Annotated in this window: 18 protein-coding genes; 13 read left to right on the top strand and 5 right to left on the bottom strand. The window is 67.7% G+C overall.

Features of this window, described 5'->3' with window-relative positions:
- Positions 1-83 precede the first annotated feature (83 nt).
- The 6 genes from ABAZ39_RS25515 to ABAZ39_RS25540 all read left to right on the top strand — a co-directional run bounded on the left by ABAZ39_RS25515 (position 84) and on the right by ABAZ39_RS25540 (position 7,479).
- Complete coding sequence (locus tag ABAZ39_RS25515) at positions 84-1,214, top strand: ABC transporter ATP-binding protein (RefSeq protein WP_040136807.1); 1,131 nt, start codon at positions 84-86, stop codon at positions 1,212-1,214.
- Between the two features lies 1 nt (position 1,215).
- On the top strand, positions 1,216-3,000 hold the full coding sequence (locus ABAZ39_RS25520; RefSeq protein WP_144243629.1) for an ABC transporter permease subunit: 1,785 nt from the start codon (positions 1,216-1,218) through the stop codon (positions 2,998-3,000).
- Between the two features lie 49 nt (positions 3,001-3,049).
- Positions 3,050-3,970 (top strand): dihydrodipicolinate synthase family protein, encoded by a 921-nt coding sequence (locus ABAZ39_RS25525; protein ID WP_040136810.1) that lies wholly within the window; start codon positions 3,050-3,052, stop codon positions 3,968-3,970.
- A gap of 85 nt (positions 3,971-4,055) precedes the next feature.
- Positions 4,056-4,940: an IclR family transcriptional regulator gene (locus ABAZ39_RS25530; protein ID WP_081863322.1), complete on the top strand. Its 885-nt coding sequence runs from the start codon at positions 4,056-4,058 to the stop codon at positions 4,938-4,940.
- A 631-nt stretch (positions 4,941-5,571) separates the two neighbouring features.
- The gene (locus tag ABAZ39_RS25535) at positions 5,572-7,041 is read left to right on the top strand and encodes an alpha/beta hydrolase (RefSeq protein ID WP_081863323.1); all 1,470 of its coding nucleotides are present in this window, start codon (positions 5,572-5,574) and stop codon (positions 7,039-7,041) included.
- Positions 7,042-7,104: 63 nt separating this feature from the next.
- On the top strand, positions 7,105-7,479 hold the full coding sequence (locus ABAZ39_RS25540) for a hypothetical protein (RefSeq protein ID WP_200885645.1): 375 nt from the start codon (positions 7,105-7,107) through the stop codon (positions 7,477-7,479).
- Between the two features lie 165 nt (positions 7,480-7,644).
- Here ABAZ39_RS25540 and ABAZ39_RS25545 read toward each other — a convergent pair whose 3' ends face one another.
- The 4 genes from ABAZ39_RS25545 to ABAZ39_RS25560 form a co-directional block, all read right to left on the bottom strand.
- The gene (locus ABAZ39_RS25545; RefSeq protein WP_040136814.1) at positions 7,645-8,259 is read right to left on the bottom strand and encodes a DAK2 domain-containing protein; all 615 of its coding nucleotides are present in this window, start codon (positions 8,257-8,259) and stop codon (positions 7,645-7,647) included.
- Between the two features lie 2 nt (positions 8,260-8,261).
- On the bottom strand, positions 8,262-9,260 hold the full coding sequence (locus tag ABAZ39_RS25550) for a dihydroxyacetone kinase subunit DhaK (protein ID WP_040136816.1): 999 nt from the start codon (positions 9,258-9,260) through the stop codon (positions 8,262-8,264).
- 146 nt (positions 9,261-9,406) lie between these two features.
- Positions 9,407-10,213 carry an IclR family transcriptional regulator gene (locus ABAZ39_RS25555; protein ID WP_040136818.1) on the bottom strand — a complete coding sequence of 269 codons (807 nt, stop codon included), beginning with the start codon at positions 10,211-10,213 and terminating at the stop codon, positions 9,407-9,409.
- Between the two features lie 231 nt (positions 10,214-10,444).
- The gene (locus ABAZ39_RS25560; protein WP_040136820.1) at positions 10,445-11,359 is read right to left on the bottom strand and encodes a dihydrodipicolinate synthase family protein; all 915 of its coding nucleotides are present in this window, start codon (positions 11,357-11,359) and stop codon (positions 10,445-10,447) included.
- Positions 11,360-11,551: 192 nt separating this feature from the next.
- Here ABAZ39_RS25560 and ABAZ39_RS25565 point away from each other — a divergent pair, with 192 nt between their 5' ends.
- The 4 genes from ABAZ39_RS25565 to ABAZ39_RS25580 are packed head-to-tail and all read left to right on the top strand — an operon-like array spanning position 11,552 to position 15,591.
- Entirely contained in the window at positions 11,552-12,541 is a 990-nt protein-coding gene (locus tag ABAZ39_RS25565) for a Bug family tripartite tricarboxylate transporter substrate binding protein (protein ID WP_051658534.1), read from the top strand.
- A gap of 50 nt (positions 12,542-12,591) precedes the next feature.
- Entirely contained in the window at positions 12,592-13,554 is a 963-nt protein-coding gene (locus ABAZ39_RS25570; RefSeq protein WP_081863324.1) for a tripartite tricarboxylate transporter substrate binding protein, read from the top strand.
- Positions 13,555-13,609: 55 nt separating this feature from the next.
- On the top strand, positions 13,610-14,095 hold the full coding sequence (locus ABAZ39_RS25575; RefSeq protein ID WP_040136824.1) for a tripartite tricarboxylate transporter TctB family protein: 486 nt from the start codon (positions 13,610-13,612) through the stop codon (positions 14,093-14,095).
- On the top strand, positions 14,089-15,591 hold the full coding sequence (locus tag ABAZ39_RS25580) for a tripartite tricarboxylate transporter permease (RefSeq protein ID WP_040136826.1): 1,503 nt from the start codon (positions 14,089-14,091) through the stop codon (positions 15,589-15,591). The genes ABAZ39_RS25575 and ABAZ39_RS25580 overlap by 7 nt, the downstream gene beginning before the upstream one ends.
- A gap of 292 nt (positions 15,592-15,883) precedes the next feature.
- Here the strand turns inward: ABAZ39_RS25580 and ABAZ39_RS25585 are convergent, their stop codons facing one another.
- Positions 15,884-16,798 carry a LysR family transcriptional regulator gene (locus tag ABAZ39_RS25585; protein ID WP_040136828.1) on the bottom strand — a complete coding sequence of 305 codons (915 nt, stop codon included), beginning with the start codon at positions 16,796-16,798 and terminating at the stop codon, positions 15,884-15,886.
- A 239-nt stretch (positions 16,799-17,037) separates the two neighbouring features.
- Between ABAZ39_RS25585 and ABAZ39_RS25590 the strand changes: the two genes are divergently transcribed.
- The 3 genes from ABAZ39_RS25590 to ABAZ39_RS25600 are packed head-to-tail and all read left to right on the top strand — an operon-like array spanning position 17,038 to position 19,967.
- Entirely contained in the window at positions 17,038-18,372 is a 1,335-nt protein-coding gene (locus ABAZ39_RS25590; protein WP_040136830.1) for an acyclic terpene utilization AtuA family protein, read from the top strand.
- 3 nt (positions 18,373-18,375) lie between these two features.
- On the top strand, positions 18,376-18,723 hold the full coding sequence (locus ABAZ39_RS25595) for an AtuA-related protein (RefSeq protein ID WP_040136831.1): 348 nt from the start codon (positions 18,376-18,378) through the stop codon (positions 18,721-18,723).
- The gene (locus tag ABAZ39_RS25600) at positions 18,720-19,967 is read left to right on the top strand and encodes an ABC transporter substrate-binding protein (protein ID WP_051658536.1); all 1,248 of its coding nucleotides are present in this window, start codon (positions 18,720-18,722) and stop codon (positions 19,965-19,967) included. Before ABAZ39_RS25595 ends, ABAZ39_RS25600 begins: the two co-directional genes overlap by 4 nt.
- The last annotated feature ends 9 nt before the right edge of the window (positions 19,968-19,976 follow it).

Raw genomic sequence — 19,976 nt, forward strand, 5'->3', positions numbered from 1 at the left:
AACTGGACCCGCCCGCAGGACGGGGCCGGTTGCGGGACTCCCGCATTTTTCCCCACTTTCTTTTCGACGCGAGGAGACCTGCCATGTCGTCGTCCAGCCTAACCGTCCAGGGCCTCGCCAAGCGCTATGGCGATTTCGTGGCGCTCGCCCCCACGGATCTCGTGGTCGCCGACGGTGAATTCCTGACCCTGCTCGGCCCGTCGGGCTCGGGCAAGACGACGTTGCTCAGTCTGCTCGCCGGGCTGGTTCCGCCCGACGAAGGAATCGTGCGCATCGGCGCGCAGGACGTGACCTACGCCCCGCCCTACGAGCGCGACATCGGCGTGGTGTTCCAGAACTACGCCCTGTTCCCGCACATGACGATCGCCGAGAACATCGCCTTCCCGCTGAAGATGCGGAAGATCCCGGAGGCCGAGGCGAAGAAGCGCGCGCGCGAGGCGCTGGAGATGGTCCACCTGCCGCACATCGCCGGGCGCTACCCGCGCGAGCTGTCGGGCGGCCAGCAGCAGCGCGTCGCCCTGGCCCGCTGCATGGTCTACAAGCCGTCGATCATCCTGATGGACGAGCCGCTGGGCGCCCTGGACAAGAAGCTGCGCGAGCACATGCAGCTCGAGATCAAGCATCTGCACCGCGAGCTGGGCACCACGGTCGTCTACGTCACCCACGATCAGGAAGAGGCGATGACGATGTCCGATCGCATCTGCCTGATGAATTCCGGCCGCATCGAGCAGCTGGGCACGCCGGCCGACCTCTATTTCCGTCCGCGCACGCTGTTCGTCGCCGACTTCCTTGGCGAATCCAACCTGCTGCCGGCCTCGCTGGGGCCGCGGATGGGCGACGAGGCGGAAATCCGGCTGGGCAGCACCGGCCTTCCGGGCCGCGCGCTGGCCAACGGCCAGGACCTGCCGCCGGGCTCCCCGGTCCGGGTGATGGTCCGGCCGCAGAACCTGACCATCGGCCATCCTTCCGGCGACGAGCCGGCCGTGATGGGCCGGGTGTCCGACGTGATGGTCACCGGCAGCCTGACCAAGGTCTACATGCAGCCGCTCGACGACGCCCTGCCGCCGCTGGTCGCCGCCTTCGCCACCCGCAACGAGGCCGAGGCGATCCGCATCGACGACGTGCTGGCGCTGTCCTGGGACAGCCGCGACGCCGTGGTGATCGCGGACCGCGGCCCGGCGGCCATGCCCGCAACCACGGCCAAGGCGGCCTGACATGAGCGACCAGATCATGACCATGTCCCACGCCGCCCCACGGCGCGGCGCCCCACCGGCTTGGCGCAAACCGGTGCTGATGGGCGCCCCCATCGTCCTGCTCCTCACCGTCTTCCTGGTCTTCCCGGTCGGACAGCTCCTGGCGCTCAGCGTCTACAACGGGCAGGGCTTCACGCTGGCGCCCTACCAGCAGCTCTTCTCGTCCAGCCTCTACGTCACCGTGCTGTGGATCACGCTGAAGATCTCGCTGGCGACGACGCTGGTCGCGGTGGCCGGGGCCTACCCCATCGCCTACCTGATCTCCGTCACCAAGGGGCCGGCGAAGAGCCGTCTGATCTTCTGGGTGCTGCTGGCCTTCTGGACCAGCTTCCTGGTACGCGCCTTCGCCTGGGTCATCATCCTCGGCCGCAACGGCGTCATCAACGGCACGCTGATGTCGATGGGCATCATCGACCAGCCCATCGACCTGCTCTACGGCTTCGGCTCCGTGCTGGTCGGCATGGTGCACGCCATGCTGCCGCTGGCGGTGATGACCATGCTGGCGGTGATGGAGAACATCGACCGCACCCTGCCCCGCGCCGCCAGCACGCTCGGCGCACGCCCCGGCACCGCCTTCTGGACCGTCTATTTCCCGCTGTCGCTGCCCGGCGTCGCCGCCGCGGCGATCATGGTCTTCGTGACGGCCATCGGCTTCTTCATCGTGCCGGCCCTGCTCGGCGGGCGGCGCGAGACGATGATCACCCAGCTCATCATCGACCAGATCCAGCAGACGCTGAACTGGGGCCTCGCCGGCGCCATCTCGGTGCTGCTGCTGACGGTGGTGCTGGCGGTGTTCGTGCTCTACGACCGCGTCTTCGGCTTCGCGACGCTGACCGGCGAGACCGCGGGGGCCGCGCACAACCGCGACACCGCCATGCGGCGGTTGGGCGGCCGGGTGCTCGGGCTTCTCGGCGCCGCGAGCGACGCGCTCATCGGCCTGTTCCCGCGCCGCCGCCCGCGCGGCACCGGCGAGATGCCGTCCGCCGCCCTGCGGACGCTGGTGTGGACGATGCTGGTGCTGATCAGCCTGCCGGCCTTCCTGATGATTCCGCTGTCCTTCGGCGAGGCCGGTCTGGCCTGGCCGCCCACCGGCTTCTCGCTGCAATGGTACGAGCAGCTGTTCCAGTCGCCGCTGTGGATGCAGGCGCTGACCCGCTCGCTGGTGGTGGCCTTCGGCACCGGCCTCTTGTCGATGGCGATCGGCGTGCCGGCGGCCTTCCTGATGGTGCGCAGCCGGATGCGGGGCAAGGGCGCGATGCTGGCCTTCATCCTGTCGCCGGTGATCGTGCCGCGCATGATCATCGCCGTCGGCATGTTCTACCTGTTCGCCCAGATGGGGCTGGTCGGCACCATCCTGGGTCTGGTGATCGGCCACACGGTCGTTGCCGTCCCCTATGTGGTGATGACGATGACGGCGGTTCTGCGCAACTACGACACCCGGCTCGACCTCGCGGCGCAGAGCCTGGGCGCCCGTCCGCTGGCCGCACTGCGCCACGTCACCTTCCCGATCCTGGGGGCCGGCATGCTGTCGTCCTTCCTGTTCGCCTTCGCCACCTCCTTCGACGAGCTGACCATCTCGCTGTTCTCGTCGGGCGGTCTCAGCGCCACCCTGCCCAAGCAGTTCTGGGACGAGGTGACGCTGCAGGTCTCCCCCGTCATCGCGGCGGTGTCCACCGGTCTCCTCGTCTTCGTCGCGGTGCTGATCTACGCCGCGGACCGGCTGCGCCGGCGCAGCCTGGCCTCCTGATCCGCACCGGAACCGACGCTCCACCTCTTCGCACTTCCAAGGATACATCATGCTCGACGCCACCAAACTCCGCGGCATTCTGCCCGCCACCCCGACGCCGGTGACCGCCGACGGCACCATCGACGTCGCGGCGTCGAAGGCGCTGTTCTCCTGGCTGAACCGCCAGGGGATCGACGGTGTGGTTCCGCTGGGCGGCACCGGCGAGTACGGCGCGCTGGCGCGGGCCGAGCGCAACCGCTTCGCCGCGCTGACGGTCGAGGCGATGGCGGGCAAGAAGCCGGTCATCGCCGGCGTTCTCGACACCGGCTATCACGACGCCCTGGCCGCGGGCCGCGATTTCGCGGCGGCCGGCGTGGACGGCCTGCTGGTCCTGACGCCCTACTACACCAACCCGACCCAGGCCGGCATCCGCGACTACTTCCTGCGCTACGCCGACGAGTCGCCGGTGCCGATCCTGATCTACGAGATTCCCTACCGCACCCGCATCGCCGTCGATCCGGAGGTGCTGCATGAGCTTTCGCGCCACGAGCGGATCGTCGGCATGAAGGCCTGCAACACCGATATGTACCATTTCCTGCGCACGATGGCCGGGCTGGACCCGTCCTTCGCCATGCTGAGCGGCGAGGACACGCTGTTCCCGCTGCATGTGGCCGCCGGGGCCAAGGGCGGCATCGTGGTCACGGCCAACCTCCTGCCGCGCGCTTGGCGCCTGGTCTTCGACCTCGCCTCGTCCGGCAAGACCGCCGAGGCGCTGGAGGTCCACCGCACCCTCATCCCGATGATGAACCTTGCCTTCGCCGAGACCAACCCCGGTCCGATGAAGTCGGTGATGGGCCTGATCGGCGTGAACGCCCCGGCCATGCTGCCGCCGCTGCGCGAGCCGCGGCCGGAGCTGCGCGAGGCGCTGAAAAGCGAGCTGTCGCGCCTTCTGACCACCTATGAAGGGCTGCCGGCGGCCGCGGTGGCCTGACCGGTGGCAACGCTTGCGCGTGGCATCCGGCCCGCCGGATGCTATGCGTAGGCGAACCATGCCGACGACGCGAGGACGAGCACCGATGAAGGCCGGAAAGACCACCAGAACGGGCGGCATGGCGGACGGCGTGGCGGGCGGCGACGCCCGACAGGCTGATGCCGCGCCGACCGTGAAGCCGAAGGCCGACCCGCGCGAGTCCTCGCTGTTCGTCGGCTCGACCGAAAAGACCTTCCAGATCCTGCACGCCTTCGACGGCCCGCACCGGCAGATGCCGTTGTCCGAGATCGCCAAGGCGGCGGGGCTGGACCGCAGCGCCGCCCAGCGGCTGGTCTACACGCTGGAGACGCTGGGCTATCTGCGGCGCGTCCACGGCACGCGCAACTACGCGCTCAGCCCGAAGCTGCTCCAGTTCTCCTACAATTACCTGCGGGCGAACGAGCTGATCGAGAAGGCGTCGCCCTATCTGCTGGAAATCAGCCGGAGCGTCGGCGAGACCGCCAACCTCCAGGAGCTGGACGGCCACGAGATCGTCTTCGTCGCCCGTTTCCCCGGCCGGCATCTGGTGAACATCGACATCATGGTCGGCAGCCGGCTGCCCGCCTACTTCACCGCGTCGGGCACCGCCATCCTGTCGCGCCTGTCGGAGGAGGAGCAGGAGGAGATCCTGGCCCGCACCGATCTTCGCCCGCTCACCCCCTTCACCGTGAATGACCCCGGCCGCCTGCGCGCCCGCGTTCAGGAGGCGGCGGAAAAAGGCTATGCCGTGGTGACCAACGAGACGGTGATGGGCGACATCTCGGTCGCCGCCGCCATCACCGACGAGCATGGGCACGCGGTCGCCGGCCTGAACATTTCCGTCCCCACCACCCGCTGGACGCCGGAGTCGGCCGAGCAGGAACTCGCCCGGCATGTGCAGGTGGCGGCGACCTCCGTCTCCGTCAACAAGTTCGCCGGCTATCCGCGGTAGCGACATCCGGCGGGTGTTTCGCCGCATCTCCGCAACTGAATATCGCGCCGCCCGCGCTCGCGCCTTCACAAGCTGGGTCAGGCGCCCAGCTTTGCCCTGACCGCCTGACCCAGCGAACAAGCGGGTTGCGCATCATGATGAACAGGCCGGAGCCCGAGCCCGCATTCTCCGCCCCGAGTCCGGCGGCCGCCCGTGATCTGTTCAGAGGTTAATTATTCATACATTGAAAATCATTAGCCAAGCAGAATTTCCGTTCTTATCAAGCATTTTTGCCGCAATCCCCGCCATAAATTGAGTGTAGCGCCATAACTCATAATGAATGATCGGATTAGTCATTATGGAAGTCTTTTGTCAACAATGCCATTTGCATAATATGGGTATATCCAGTCGCGTTCCGGCATGATTATTACGCCAGCATTCCCATACGACCGCTTGCAATAACCGAGGCTCCTGGCGGTGTGCGGGAATCTCTCGAGACGGCCATCGCCTTGGGCGTGTTCGGCCTCGCCTCGGTTCCCATGAATCCGGGCGCGTTCGAACTGGTTGCCCTGGTTTGCGGTGGCTAAGCGAATCCCATGAAATCGAAAGCCATATCTTCATGAGACTGTGGGCACGCAAAATCGCAAGAAGAATGATCGTGCTGCTCACCGTGAGTGCTGTCGTTCTTCTTCTTGTGCGCGCCTATGACTCGCAACGTGGCCTGCCTCTCGAGATTTGGCACACCTTCGTGCCGCAGGAACTGCACAGAAAGGATCTGGAGAGCAGCGGCTGGACCGAATACATGAAGGCGGAGGCTGCCATCTTCGACAGCGTGCGGGAGGAAGTCACCCAGAAACTGCCCCCAGGGGAGCGCGTCCCGGTCAACCGGTACTTCGACGGAAGCCCGATCTACCCTGGGCGGTTCTCGCGGGACTGGAACCGTTCCTATGTGCTCGAGCCCGACGGTCCGGTCAAAGGAGCGGTGCTGTTCCTTCACGGTTTGACCGACTCCCCTTACAGCCTTCGTCACATCGCCCGCCTTTATCAAGCGTACGGCTTCGTCGCCATCGCCATCCGCCTGCCCGGACACGGCACGGTTCCTGCCGGTCTGACGGACATCGAATGGGAGGATTGGTTGGCGGCCACCCGGCTGGCGGCGCGGGAAGCGCAGCGGCGCATCGCCCCGGACCAACCGTTTCACGTCGTCGGGTTTTCGAACGGCGGCGCGCTTGCGATGATGTATGCGCTCGACGCCCTCGACGATGCCCGGCTGAAGCGCCCCGACCGCATCGTCCTGATCTCGCCCATGATCGGGATCACCGCATTCGCACGCTTCGCCGGGCTGGCCGGCTTGCCCGCGATCTTCCCCGCGTTCGCGAAAGCCGCCTGGCTCGGCGTGGTGCCGGAATTCAACCCCTTCAAGTACAACTCGTTTCCGGTCAATGGCGCGCGGCAGTCGTATCTGCTGACCGCGGCTCTTCAAGGCAGAATCGCAAACCTTGCGGGCCATGGCCGGCTGGACGGCCTTTCCCCGATCCTCACCTTCCAGTCCGTGATGGATTTTACCGTCAGCACGCGCGCGATCCTGTCCGGGTTGTACGCCCACCTGCCCGCCAACGGCAGCGAACTCGTGCTGTTCGACGTGAACCGCAACACCAAGTTCGGCCCGCTCCTGAGTTCGTCGTCCGACACCATGCTGGCGCGCATCCTGCCCGATCCGCCCCGCCGGTTCAGGACCGCGATCATCACCAACGCCGATGCGGAACGCCCCGACGTGGTCGCGCACACGATGGAGGCCGGCACCGAGACGGAACAGGAGCAGGAATTGGGCCTGGTCTATCCCTTCGACGTCTATTCGCTCTCGCACGTCGCCCTTCCGTTTCCGACGAGCGATTCCCTTTACGGCCTGCACCCCGATCCCAACGAGGATTTCGGCATCCATCTGGGCGCGGTGGCCGCCCGGGGAGAGCGCGGAGCGCTGGTCGTGAGCATGGATGCCCTGCTCCGCATGTCGTCCAACCCCTTCTTCCCCTACCTGCTGGGGCGGATCGAGGAAACCCTGGCGCATGAAGCGTCCGGCGAAGCGTCCGGACACCCGCTGCCCAACGACCGGTCCCCCTGAACACCTTGGAAGGCGGTGAAGACATGGCCACCAAGAAGGTCGGCCAATCAGCCGGTTCGCATCGTGATCCATCTTCCCGCCGAAGAGATGACGCGGTGTCCGCCGTTCGATGCCGCCGCCGCGCTGACCGGCCATTTCGCCGCCCGTGCCATCGGCGAGGCGAAAAGGAATCGCGAGTCGATCCGAACGTGGCGCCAAGCGGCCATGATCGGCTTTGTCGTGCTGTCCATCTGCCTTTTCCTTGCCTGGCAGATCTCCAACAATTTTCCGGCTCGCCCGATGACCCGGATTTTGCAGGAGAGCTTCGTCATCCTTGGTTGGGACTCGGTCTGGAGGTCGATCGAGACCTTTCTTTACGAGCTGCTGCCGCCCGACAAACGCCGCCGCGAACACCTGCTGCATCGCCTCTCGTCCGTCGACGTCGTCGTGTGCGATTGATTCCGGCGTTGCCGCCGATCAATCATCCAGGCCCCGCGCCGCGCCCCTGGCGGCCTGGGCCGAGGTCCCTGGCGCGCCATTGGATGCCTGACCGAGCGAACCGGCACGCATCCGTGGTCGAGACATGCCCTGCCTTACTGTCGGGTCCAGCAGGCCGACCGTGCCTCACGCACCACGCCGACAGATGCTCTCGATGAGGCGCGCGAAGGCGAGCATGCCGGGATCATCCATGCCGATGCTCTTGTCGGCATACATGCGGGCCCGTCCCATGCGGCAGGGTTCGTTCCGGAAGCGGACGAGCGCCTCGTCACAGGCTGCGACCGCTCTTGCGCGGATCGCGGCCTGATCCCCGGCACCGGCCACGGCCGAGGAAACCGCGTCGAGCGCATCGACCACGGTCTTGTCCCCAAGCTTCGCGCCGCCTCGCGCCATAACGGCATCGCGCGCCTGTTCGAGAAGAGGAGCCAGTTCGCTCCAGGGGACTTCGGTCCGCCCCTTCGTCTTCTTCGACATCGTCAGGAGTCCGGTCGCGAGCAAGGTGCCGAGGCTCGATCCCGTGGCGGCCGCCGCGGCCTTGGCAAGGATGCCGAGGCTCACCCCGACATCGTCAATCCCATCCATCCGCTGCGCGGCCATGAGATCCAGCACCCGGCGCAACATGCCGCCGGTGTCGCCATCGCCGAGCCGGGAGTCGGCCGCGTTGAGTTCCTGTTCAAGGGTTGCCATGCGCGCGTGCGCGAGGGCGACACCGGCGGCAATGTGCGTGACGGTCAGGCCCATGGTCAACCAACCTTCCAGAAGGGGCAGGACGCCGGAGCGGCGAGAAGCCGTTCCAGCTCGTCGTCGAGGAAGCAAAGGCTGAGCGACACGCCGGCCATTTCCATCGAGGTCACGTATGGCCCGACCAGCGGCTGGACGACCACCAGCCCAGCCTTGTCCAGCCGTTCCGCGACGCGCCGGTACAGGATGAAAAGCTCTTCCAGGGGGGTGGCGCCGAGGCTGTTGACCAGGACCGACACGCGGTTTCCACGTCCCTCGGGCCGTTCCGCCAGGAGACGGTCGACCATCTCGTCCGCGACGGCGTCCGCGGGCTTAAGCGTGTCGCGCCAGATGCCGGGCTCGCCGTGGATGCCGATGCCCATTTCCATTTCGCTTGGGGCGATGCGGAACGACGGTTCCGCCGCACCGGGGATCTGGCAGGACGAGAGGGCGCAGCCGATGGTCCGCGTCCGCTCCACGGCCTTCGCCGCCGCCGCGGTCACCTCGGCCAGCGAGGCGCCCTCGTCGGCACGGGCACCGGCGATCTTGTAGGCGTAGACGATGCCGGCGACGCCGCGCCTCTTGCTCCGTTCTGCGGGGGCGGCGCTGGCGATGTCGTCGGTGCCGAGCACCGTGCTCAATTCCAGCCCCTCGTCCTCCAGGAACTCCCCCGCCATGTCGAAGTTCATGCGGTCACCACCGTAGTTCCCGTACAGGCGCAGGACACCGCGCCCCCCATCCGCCGCCTTGATCGCGGCCATGCAGGAATCCACGGTGGGGCCTTCGAAGACGTTGCCGACCGAGCAGGCGTCGACGAGGCCCGGACCGACATAGCCGGTGAACAGGGGCAGGTGTCCGGATCCGCCGCCGGTCACGATGCCGACCTTGCCCGCCCGGGCGCCTTCGGCGCGGCGGATCACCCGCCCCGCCGGTCCATCGCGCATGAGCGACGGGTGGGCGGCGCACAGCCCGTCGAGCATCTCGTCCACATAGTGCGCGGGATCGTTGATCAGCTTCTTCACGATGGATTCCTCCCGTTGCGCCGCGTCCGCGCGCCATGGCAGCCCTCCGCCCGCAGCGCTCCGGCGCGTCGGTCACTGGAAGGGTTCGATGGTCGGATGCAGGCTTGTGGGGCTTGGGGCCGGACGCCGAGGGCCGGCCCCGCCCGTTACGTGATGGGTGCGTTGGGTGCGGGCGCCGCGGCGCCGTCACCGTTGCTGTAGCCCAGCTGGAGCGAAATCGACTCCGCGTGGCTCATGACGACCGGGGCGAGGCTCTGCACCCGTTCGTGCGTCATGCGCGTGGCGGGGCCGCTCACGCTCACCGCGGCGAAGACATGCCCGCTGGTGTTGCGGATCGGCGCGGCGACGCAGCGCACGCCGATGTCGATCTCACCGTCGTCGATGGCGTATCCGCGCTGGCGGATCGATGCCAAGTCCTCCCTCAGCCGGTCGGGGTCGGTGAGGGTGTTGCGTGTGTAGGCCGGGAGCCCCATCCCAAGGACGCGGTCGATGACCAGGTCCGATTGGAAGGCCAGGGTCGCCTTGCCGACACCGGTGCAATGGCAGGGCGACGCCTCCATCGTGGTCGTCGCGTTGTTCGGGCCGGATCGGCCCCCTGCGCCCCGCTCGATGAAGACCATCTTCATGCCGTCGAAGACGCACAGGTGGACGGTCTCCCGCGACAGGGTGCTGAGCGCATCCACGTACGGCTTCGCCACGCGGTGCACGTCCATGTTGGCCAGAACGATCGATCCCAGCTCGAAGAGCTTGATGCCGAGCCGGTACTCGTCGCGGCTGTGGTCCTGTTCCAGAAACCCGATTTCTTTGAGCGTAAGGATGAGGCGGTGTGCCGTGCTGCGCGGAAGCTTGGTCCGGCGCGCCACGTCGGCAAGCGACAGCCTGCGGTCGACGGTGGAAAAACATTCAAGGACGCTGAGCATCTTTCCAGCTGACTTGATGTTGTTCGTCTTCAAGAATGCCTGTTCCTTCTGCTCCCCTGCCGGACAGGCGTATCGGGCTTGGTCGTCGAGCCCCGTTCCGCCTGCTTCAGGCGCAGGGCGGAGCAAAGATCGGCCAACCGGCCCTCCGGGGTCAAGTCGTGTCGACGCGCTCATCGTCCCTCCCTGGCGTCCCTCCCTGGGGATGCCACCCCCGCAAGCGCGCCTGCGAGGGTGGCCGGCATCCCGTGGCTTCGGCTGACGCCGCTATTCCGCCGCGACCGTTGTCGGCGAGGCCTCGTAACGAAGCACCTCGCGCAGGGCGGCATCGATGCGCGCCTTCTGCGCCTCTGTGGCGGCGGGCATCGGCTGGCGCGGGACGCCGACCTCGCACCCCTGCCGGCTGAGCGAATGCTTGACGCACCCAGGCAGGTTGTCGCCGTTGATCGTGTTCCAGAAGGTCAGCAGGCTCCGGTGGATTTCCAGCGCGCGCGGATGGTCGCCGGCCTGCACGGCGTTCCACAGCGCGACGGTCACGCCGGGCACCGCGGCCGGGTTCGCCGCGATCGTGCCGTGGGCCCCCAGAGCAAAGGACGGGTAGAGAAGCGCGTCGACCGCCGTGAAGACGAGCTTGCCCGGCACCTGCTCGTTCAGCAGATCGGCCATCAGCTTGAGGTCGCCCGCGCTCTGCTTGACGCCGATGACGCTGTCGATCTCCTTCATGATGCGGACCAGCAGCGACGGCGACAGGTAGTTCCACGGCACCACGTTGTAGATGACGATCGGCACCTGCGTCTCGCCCGCGAGCGTGCGGAAATGCGCCAGCGTCGCGTCCTCGTCGGGTTTGAAGACGTAGTGGACGGGCGTCACCTGCAAGGCCGCCACCGGCAGGTGGGCCATGGCCCTGGCCTTGGCGATGGCGTCGCGGGTGCTGTTGACGATGATGCCCGCCACGACGGGGACGGCGCCGTCGACCTCCTCGCAGGAAATGGCGACGAGACGCGTCAGTTCCTCGGTCGAGAGGGTGTGCCCCTCGCCGGTGCTTCCTCCGACGCAGACGCCGTGGACGCCCTTTTGCAGCATGAACCGGACCTGGGCGCGGAACGCCGCCTCATCGATCTCCCCATCGGCCGTGAACGGTGTGACCAGGGGGGGGATGATGCCGCTCAGCGAAGTTGACATTTGGACGTTTCCTCTTTGCTTATCCCACAATGCGGTATTTACCTTCAGCACCCATCGCCTGTCAACGCGGAACAAGCTTGTTTAATCTGCCACGACACAAGATGTTCGCTTGACGAACATCCCGTATTGTGGGATACGGCAGAAAAGGCAGGGCACCGAACCGCCCTGCGGCATGTCTTGGAGGAGACGCTCATGATGGGACTGGCCACAGGCAGGCTCGGCCGCGGGACGGCGGCCACCCTTGCCATGCTGACGTGTCTTGCGGGGGCCGCGCCGGCTTTTGCCGAATGGCCCGAGCGGCCGGTGACGCTGATCGTCATTGCCGGGGCCGGGGGCGGCAGCGACTACACGCTGCGTCTGCTCGCCCGGGAACTCGAAGCCAAGCTCGGCCGCCCCTTCAACGTCGTGAACCAGCCTCAGGCGTCGGGCGTCGTCGGGATGACGACCTATACGACGGCCAAGCCCGACGGCTACACGCTTGGCCAGATCGCCCCGTTCGCCCAGTACAGGCTGCTGGGACAGGCCGATTTCACGTCGGCAAGCTACACCCCGATCGCCCAGTTCAACGCCGATCCCGCGGCGGTGCACGTTGCGCAGAACTCCCCGCTGAAGAGCGTCGCGGACATCGTGGCCAAGCTGAAGGCGGACCCCGGCTCGCTCCGCATCTCGTGCGGCGGCACGTGCAACGCCAGTTGGGACATCCCCTTCATCTCCCTGCTTCTCGACCAGGGCGTCGATGTCAAACGGCTCCATCTGATTCCCGCCGCCGGGTCGGCGGCCGGACTGCAGGAACTGGCCTCCGGCGGCGTCGATGTCGTCCTGTGCTCGCTTCCCGAGGTTGACGCGCTGCGCGACGCGGGCCGGGTCCGCAGCATCGCGGTGATGAGCGAGACGCGCGTCGAGGGCTATCCGGACGTCGCCACCGTCGGCGAACAGGTCGGAAAGCCGTACAGTGGCGGCACCTGGCGCGGTCTGGCCTGTCCCCCCGGCATGGACCCCGCGCTCGTGGCGCGGATCGAAGCGGCGGTGAAGGAGGCGTTCGACAGCGACCGCTTCCAGCACGAGATGAAGGCGCGCCGGTTCGGGGTGGCCTGGCTTGGACAGACCGAGTTGAAGGCCTTCATGGAGCAGCACGAGCAGGAGACCGCACGCGCGATCAACGCCGTCGGGTACAACAAGTAGATATCGATCCGATGGCGTGCGCGCGTCGGACGGCAATGGGAGGAAAATCCATGCGTTTCAGCGTTCTTGCATCCGTTCTGATGGCTTTCGCCGGACTGGCCGGCACGGCGCAGGCCGAATACCCCGAGCGCCCGGTCACCATCATCGTTCCGGCGGCGGCCGGCGGCGGCGGCGACACGACGACCCGCATCCTGGCGCGGGAACTGAAGGACATCCTTGGGCAGCCGATCACCATCGTCAACCAGGGCCAGGGGGGCGGCGTGGTCGGCCTGACCGCCATCAAGAACGCCACGCCCGACGGCTACACCGTCGGGTTGCTCTTCCCGTACGCCGGGTACAAGGCGACAGGACAAGCCGACTTCTCGGCCAGGGACTTCACGCCGATCGCCAACTTCAACGGCGATTCCTCCTCCCTTCTGGTCGGTTCCGGCTCCCGCTTCAAGGACCTGAAGACGGCCCTGGAGGCGGTCAAGGCCGCCCCGGGCTCCTTCAAGGTTCATTGCAGCGGCGGTTGCGGCAGCGTGTGGGACATCCCGGTGGCCGGCATGATGCTCGACTATGGGATCGACGTTGCCGCGATCAAATGGGTGCCGGGCCAGGGCGCCGCCCCCGGCCTCATCGAACTCGCGGCGGGCGGCGTGGATTTCCAGACCGCCTCCCTGCCCGAGGCGTCCGCCCTGATGTCGGCCGGCCGCGTGCGTCCCCTGGCCGTTCTGAGCCCCGAGCCGGTGCCTGGATTCCCCAACGCGCCCACCACCAGGCAGTCCATCGGCACCGCCGTCGACGGCGGAACCTGGCGGGCCCTCGGCGGTCCGGCCGGAATGCCGGCCGATGTGGTCGCGAAGCTGGACGCCGCGGTCGCCAAGGCAACGCAGAGCACGGCGTACAAGGAAGCCATGGCGAAGGCGAACTTCGGGGTCAAGTACCTGAACGGCAAGCAGCTTGAGGAACTGATGCTGCGGCACGAGAAGGACACCGCCCGCGTCATGGACGCCCTCGGTTACGGCAAGTGATCGGCGGGAGGCCGGGCAAACCATGCATTCCTTCTGACGGTGGAGGCTATCCGCCATGAAAGTTCAAGACGTCCTCGTCGGCCTGTTCTTCATCGTGATCGGCGTCCTGATGATCGAGCACGCGGCCGACCTGAAGCCGCCGCGCCACCTCAAGTTCGGCCCTGGATTCTTCCCGCTGCTCATCGGCTCGGGGCTGATCCTCGTCGGAGGGGTCATCGCGCTGCTCGGCCTCCGCACCTTGCGCACCGAACCCCTCTGGCACCGGCCGGAATGGTCGCGGACCAGGCAGGGCTGGGTGCGGTTCTGCTCCATCCCCGCCGCGGTCGCTCTCTACGTGCTGATCGTCGACGCGGCTGGCTTCCTGCTCACCGCCGTCCTGGTGATGGTCCTCGTTCTGGCCGTATCCGGTGAGCCCCTGCGCCGCAGCGTGCCGGCGGGAGCTGTCACCGCGGTCGTGCTGACGGCGATCTTCGCCTCCGTGCTCCACGTACCCCTGCCATGGGGACCGCTTCAGAACATTTCGGGGTGGCTGCTATGGTGATCCTAACGGACGTTCTCGGCGTCCTGCTCGACGTCCACCTGCTGCTGGTGATCGTCGCTTCGGCCATCTACGGGCTGGTGCTGGGCGCGATCCCCGGCCTTACCGCGCTGATGGCCACGGCCCTGCTGGTGCCGGTCGTCATGTTCATGGAACCCGTGCCGGCGATCGCGGCCATCATCACCTCCTCCGCCATGGCCATCTTTGCCGGCGACATTCCGGGTGCGCTCATGCGCATGCCGGGCACGCCGGCGTCGGCGGCCTACACCGACGACGCCTACAGCCTGACGCGCGAAGGCAAGGCCGGGCTGTCCCTCGGGGCCGGCCTGTTCTCCTCGGTTCTGGGGGGCCTGCTGAGCGCCGTGGTTCTGACCCTGGCGGCTCCAAACCTCGCCGAGCTGGCGCTTCAGTTCAGCAGCGTGGAATATTTCTGGCTCGCGGTCCTGGGCCTCAGCTGCGCGACGTTCGTCGGCGGCTCGTCGCTTCTCAAGGGGGTGGCGGCCCTGCTGTTCGGGCTGGGGCTGTCGACCATCGGCATGGACCCCGTCTCCGGAACCCCCCGCTTCACCTTCGGCGTCACCAATCTGCTCGGCGGCCTCGGCCTGATTCCGCTGCTCATCGGCGTGTTCGCGGTCTCCGAGTTGCTGCGCACCGTGACGCTTCCGGCAACCGGCGAACGGCGGGCGCAGCCGGCGGTCGGCTCGGTCAGCGCCGGCATGGGCCGCCTGATGTGGCGACACCGCCGCGAGGTCCTGCGCGGAAGCACGCTGGGAACGCTCGTCGGCGCTCTGCCGGGGGCCGGCGCGGACATCGCCGCATGGATCTCCTACGCGGTCACCCGCCGGTCGCAAAAGGGCAAGGACCCGAACGCCCTCGACCAGAAGGTCGAACGCCTCGTCTCCGCCGGCGCGGCGAACAACGCCGCCCTGGGGGGAGCCTACATCCCGGCGACCGTGTTCGGCATCCCAGGCGACGCGATCACCGCCATCGTGATCAGCGTCATGTTCCTGAAGGGCCTCAACCCCGGCCCGACCATCTTCCTCAACAACCCGACGGCGATCTACTCGATCTTCGCGATCTTCTTCGTCGCGAACATCCTGATGATTCCGCTGGGCATCCTGTGCATCCGCACCTTCGGCCTGATCCTGAAGGTCCCGACGGCCTATCTGACCCCGATCATCCTGCTCTTCTGCATCGTCGGGGCCTTCTCGGTCGAGAACACGCTGTTCGCGGTCGGGATCATCGCCATTGTCGGTTTGCTCGGCTATTTCATGGAAGCCAACGACATCCCCATGGCTCCGGCGGTGCTCGGCCTGATTCTCGGGCCGGTGATCGAGCAGACCTTCATGACGTCCATGCTGAAGAGCGGCGGAGAGGTGTCCGTGTTCTTCGACCGCCCGCTCGCCATCGCCCTCGCGGTGGTGACCCTCGGCTCCTGGGCGCTGGCGGGCGTCTTGAAGCTCGTGGACGCAGCCAGGGCGCGCCCCGTCCTGACGTGACGCATCCGCCGCGGCTCCTCATCGTGACCACGCGCGGAGGGCTCCCAGGGGCTCTCCGCGCTGCGGTTCACGCCCCCTGACAGGGCCGTTCCATGACGATTGCGGGGGGAGATGCCGATCGGCGGCGGCGAGGACGAGGTGGACCATCAGCCGTCCCCGGAGCGAATTGGGCACTCGCTCCGTCCGCCTGCCAGCGAGTTGACAATGCCCTCCTGATCGCAACTCATCCGCCGCTCGCGGCGCCGCGCCGGTTCCGGACCGACGGAAGCCATGCTCCGGGGGTAAGCGCCGTTCACCCCTCCCGATGAAACGTCCTGCAATCGTTCAGCACACAGCAGAGGTGATCGAGGAACGCTTCGGCCAGCGGCGGGAGGGACCGCCCCGTCTTGCGGATGACCCTGACGGGACGGGAAAAGCCGAACATATCGATGGGACGCGAGCGCAGCGCCGGCTCCGCGGCGATCTCGCGCGCGGAGCCCGGCAGGATCGTCAAGCCCAGCCCCGCCCGCACCATGGCGATCGCCGTCATCATGTAGGTCGCCTCGCAAACCGGCTTGGCGATCCGTCCGGCGGACAGGAACGCCTCGTCGACGATCTCGCGGACGCTGGTCGCCGGGTCCATCAGCACCAGCGGCACCTCGGCCAGCGTCTCGATGGTGACCCGCGGAAGATCGCCGACGGCGTGGCCCTGCGGGAAGACGATGTGCATCCGGTCGCGCACCTCCAGCACCGTGTCGATGTCCTGTCCCCTCGCCTCGCCCCCCGTGATCCCGAGATCCACCTCCTCCGACCGGACGAGCCCCAGCACGCGGCTGGCGATGACGTCCTTCAGAACAAAGGTCACGCCGGGATGAAGGTCACGGAAGGACTGGATGGCGTCTGGCAGCACGCCCGCCGCGATGGTCGGCAGCGCCGCCACGCGCACCACCCCGCGCCGCATCGCGGCGATCTCATGCGTGTCGACCACCACGGCATCCAGGTCATGGACCATGCGCTGGAACACCGGCAGCAGTTCGCTGCCGATGCGGGTCAGTTCGACGGAGCGGGTGTTGCGGTCGAACAGCTTGACCGCCAAGGCCTCCTCCAGCCGCCGGATCTGCACCGTCAGGGTCGGCTGGGCGACGTGCAGCGACTCCGCCGCCCGCGTGAAGCTGCGGGTCTGCGCGGCGGCGAGAAAGGCGCGTATCTGGCGGAGGCTGAGATCCATAGCTCAACTCTATTACTGACATTGAATCAATTCAATTGTTCGTGCGAACAATCTCGGCAAGGATGGTTTGCATACAGCGGAATTCAGCCGCCCGCCGGTGCGGCGCGCCGGAGCGGCCGAACCGGAACGAACAAGAATGCAGGGGGGAGACCATGCCAGCCTCGATCACCGGCGGCGCCCGAGCCGCCATGGGCGCCGCCGCGTCCCGCGCCGTCCCTTCGCCGCGCTGAGGACCGTCGATGCACCGCATCAGGATCGGGTCCGGCGCCGGCTATTCCGGCGACCGCATCGAACCGGCCATCGATCTCGCCGAACGGGGCGGCCTCGACTACCTCGTCTTCGAATGCCTTGCCGAGCGGACCATCGCCCTGGCCCAGCAGGCGCGGCAGCGCGACCCCGCCGGGGGCTACGACCCGCTGCTGACGGTCCGCATGTCCGCCGTGCTCGGCGCCTGCCGGCGCAACGGGGTGCGGCTGATCACCAACATGGGAGCGGCCAACCCGCTCGGCGCCGCCGAGGCGACGCGGGCCGTCGCCCGCTCCCTGGGGCTGGGCGGGCTGCGGATCGCCGCCGTGACCGGGGACGACGTGCTGGCGGTCGCGCGGGAGTTTGACGTCGCCCTGGAGGACGGCGGCACCCTGCGCGGGCTCGGCGACCGCGTGATTTCGGCCAACGCCTACATCGGAGCCGCCCCCATCGTCGAGGCGCTGGCCGCCGGGGCCGACGTGGTCATCACCGGACGGGCCGCCGACCCGGCGCTGTTCCTCGCTCCGATGATCCATGAATTCGGCTGGCGGATGGACGATTGGGACGCGCTGGGGCGCGGAACCATGGCCGGGCATCTGCTGGAGTGCGCCGGGCAGGTAACCGGCGGCTATTTCGCGGACCCTGGCGTCAAGGACGTGCCGGAACTGGCCCGACTGGGCTTTCCCATCGGCGAGATCCACGCGGACGGCACGCTCGCGCTGACCAAGCTGCCGGGAACCGGAGGCTGCGTCACGCCGGCGACGGTGAAGGAACAGCTTCTCTACGAAATCCATGATCCCGCCCGCTATTACCAGCCGGACGTCGTCGCCGACTTCTCCGCCGCCCGCGTCGAAGGCGACGGGCCGGACCGGGTGCGCGTCCATGGCGGGCGCGGCACCGCGCGGACCGGGCTTCTGAAGCTGTCCATCGGCTACATCGACAGTTGCATCGGCGAGGGGCAGATCTCCTACGCCGGACCGGGAGCGGTCGAGCGCGGGCGGCTCGCACTGGATATCGTCCGCGACCGGCTGGCCCTGACCGGCGTGCGGGCCGACGAGCTGCGGTTCGACCTGATCGGCCTCGACGCGCTGCACGGCGACCGGTTGTCGCGCGGCCACACGCCCTACGAGGTCCGCCTGCGGGTGGCCGGGCGGACGGCCACGCTGGAAGAGGCCGCCCGGATCGGGAACGAGGTCGAAACCCTCTACACCAACGGCCCGGCGGGCGGCGGCGGAGCCTGGAAATCGGCGCGCGAGATCGTCGCCGTCGCCTCCGCTCTGCTGCCGGAGAGCGCCGTGCGCACCTCGGTCACCCTGCTGGAGGCGTAAGCCATGAAACTCCGGGACATCGCGCACGCCCGCTCCGGCGACAAGGGCAACATCTCCAACATCTCGGTCATCGCGCTGGACGAGACCGACTACCCGTTCCTGGCGGAGCATCTGACGGCCCAGAGCGTCGCCACGCATTTCCAGGGAATCGTGACCGGAACGGTGACCCGCTACGAGCTGCCGACCCTGGGGGCGCTCAACTTCGTGCTGACCGGGGCGCTTGGCGGTGGGGTCACCCGCTCGCTCGCTCTGGACGCCCACGGCAAGGCGCTGAGTTCCGCCCTGCTCGATCTCGAACTGCCGAACCGCAACCGGCAGAACAACAACCAATATGGAGGGGAACGCCTATGACCAAGAAGAAGACAGCGTCCACGAATACGGCGCCCACCGGCACGGCACCCGCGCGCCCGCGCCTGACGGCGCTCCTGGGAGCCGCCGCCGCCGTCCTCATGACCGCGTCGGTCCAGGCCCAGGCCGCCGATCCGATCAAGATCGCCTACAACGGCGACATTTCCGGCTCGCCGTCGGCGGAATCGGGGCAGATCGGCGTGCTCGGCATCGGCGCCGCGGTCGAGGACATCAACAAGCGCGGCGGCGTTTTGGGCCGCCCCCTCGAATTCCTGGTCCGCGACGACCTGGGCCAGCCGCCCAAGGCGATCCAGAACATGACCGACCTGATCGACCGCGAGAAGGTCTCGGTCGTCTTCGGCCCGACCAATTCCGGCAACGCCTTGGCCTGGAAGCACATCGCCAACCAGAAGCGCATGCCGGTGCTGGTCTCCAGCGCGTCGAGCACGGCCATCACCGAGGGGCCGTCCAGCGGCAACTACCTGTTCCGCGTGTCCATGGTGGACCGCGAGCAGGCCGCCGCCCTGCTGGCCTACGTGAAGAAGAACCCCGAGGCGAAGGCGGTCGGCTTCTTCGTCGAGACGACCGGCTACGGACAGGCGGGGCTGAAGGATCTGGAGCAGATCGCGGCGCTGCACGGCATGAAGCCGGTCTCCATCGAGAAATTCGACGCCCGCGACACCGACATGACCTCGCAGCTGTCCAAGGCCAAGGCGGCGGGTGCGGACACGCTGGTTGTCTGGGCGCAGGCGGCGCCGCTCGGGCATCTCGTGCGCAGCATGGAGAAGCTGGACTATTTCCCGAAGGTCTTCACCACCTGGGCGGCGTCCTTCAGCGGCTTTCCCGAGGTCGCCGGGCCGAAGCTGATGGAATGGCCGGTCTTCCTGACCACCTCCAGCGAGCGCAAGTCGGCGGAGGCGGACTCGCTGTTCGCGCGGATCGGGCCGAAGCTGGCCAACCCGTCGATGTTCTGGGCGGCGTCGCAGGCCTACGACACGGTCCTGCTGTGGGCCGCGGCGGCCGAGCAGGCCGGCGACACCAAGGGCGAGGCGGTGCGCGCCGCGCTGGAGTCTCTGAACAAGCCGGTCGCCGGCATGGTCAAGACCTACGACAAGCCCTTCTCCACCACCCAGCACGAGGGGCTGACGGCGGCGGATTATCACTGGTCGCGCTGGAAGGACGGCAAGGTCGTCGATTTCAACGACCCGGTGCTGGCCGGGCTGCAACCGGCGGACTTCAAGAAGTGACGCGGCCCG

This window comes from Azospirillum argentinense (assembly GCF_000632475.1).
In the GTDB taxonomy this organism is placed as follows: Bacteria; Pseudomonadota; Alphaproteobacteria; order Azospirillales; family Azospirillaceae; genus Azospirillum; species Azospirillum baldaniorum.

Bases quoted from the DNA above. Each gene is read 5' to 3' on its own strand.
- ABAZ39_RS25515 (WP_040136807.1), top strand. From the start codon at position 84: ATGTCGTCGTCCAGCCTAACCGTCCAGGGCCTCGCCAAGCGCTATGGC.
- ABAZ39_RS25520 (WP_144243629.1), top strand. From the start codon at position 1,216: ATGAGCGACCAGATCATGACCATGTCCCACGCCGCCCCACGGCGCGGC.
- ABAZ39_RS25525 (WP_040136810.1), top strand. From the start codon at position 3,050: ATGCTCGACGCCACCAAACTCCGCGGCATTCTGCCCGCCACCCCGACG.
- ABAZ39_RS25530 (WP_081863322.1), top strand. From the start codon at position 4,056: ATGAAGGCCGGAAAGACCACCAGAACGGGCGGCATGGCGGACGGCGTG.
- ABAZ39_RS25535 (WP_081863323.1), top strand. From the start codon at position 5,572: ATGATCGTGCTGCTCACCGTGAGTGCTGTCGTTCTTCTTCTTGTGCGC.
- ABAZ39_RS25545 (WP_040136814.1), bottom strand. From the start codon at position 8,259: ATGGGCCTGACCGTCACGCACATTGCCGCCGGTGTCGCCCTCGCGCAC.
- ABAZ39_RS25560 (WP_040136820.1), bottom strand. From the start codon at position 11,359: ATGTCAACTTCGCTGAGCGGCATCATCCCCCCCCTGGTCACACCGTTC.
- ABAZ39_RS25565 (WP_051658534.1), top strand. From the start codon at position 11,552: ATGATGGGACTGGCCACAGGCAGGCTCGGCCGCGGGACGGCGGCCACC.
- ABAZ39_RS25570 (WP_081863324.1), top strand. From the start codon at position 12,592: ATGCGTTTCAGCGTTCTTGCATCCGTTCTGATGGCTTTCGCCGGACTG.
- ABAZ39_RS25575 (WP_040136824.1), top strand. From the start codon at position 13,610: ATGAAAGTTCAAGACGTCCTCGTCGGCCTGTTCTTCATCGTGATCGGC.
- ABAZ39_RS25580 (WP_040136826.1), top strand. From the start codon at position 14,089: ATGGTGATCCTAACGGACGTTCTCGGCGTCCTGCTCGACGTCCACCTG.
- ABAZ39_RS25585 (WP_040136828.1), bottom strand. From the start codon at position 16,798: ATGGATCTCAGCCTCCGCCAGATACGCGCCTTTCTCGCCGCCGCGCAG.
- ABAZ39_RS25590 (WP_040136830.1), top strand. From the start codon at position 17,038: ATGCACCGCATCAGGATCGGGTCCGGCGCCGGCTATTCCGGCGACCGC.
- ABAZ39_RS25595 (WP_040136831.1), top strand. From the start codon at position 18,376: ATGAAACTCCGGGACATCGCGCACGCCCGCTCCGGCGACAAGGGCAAC.
- ABAZ39_RS25600 (WP_051658536.1), top strand. From the start codon at position 18,720: ATGACCAAGAAGAAGACAGCGTCCACGAATACGGCGCCCACCGGCACG.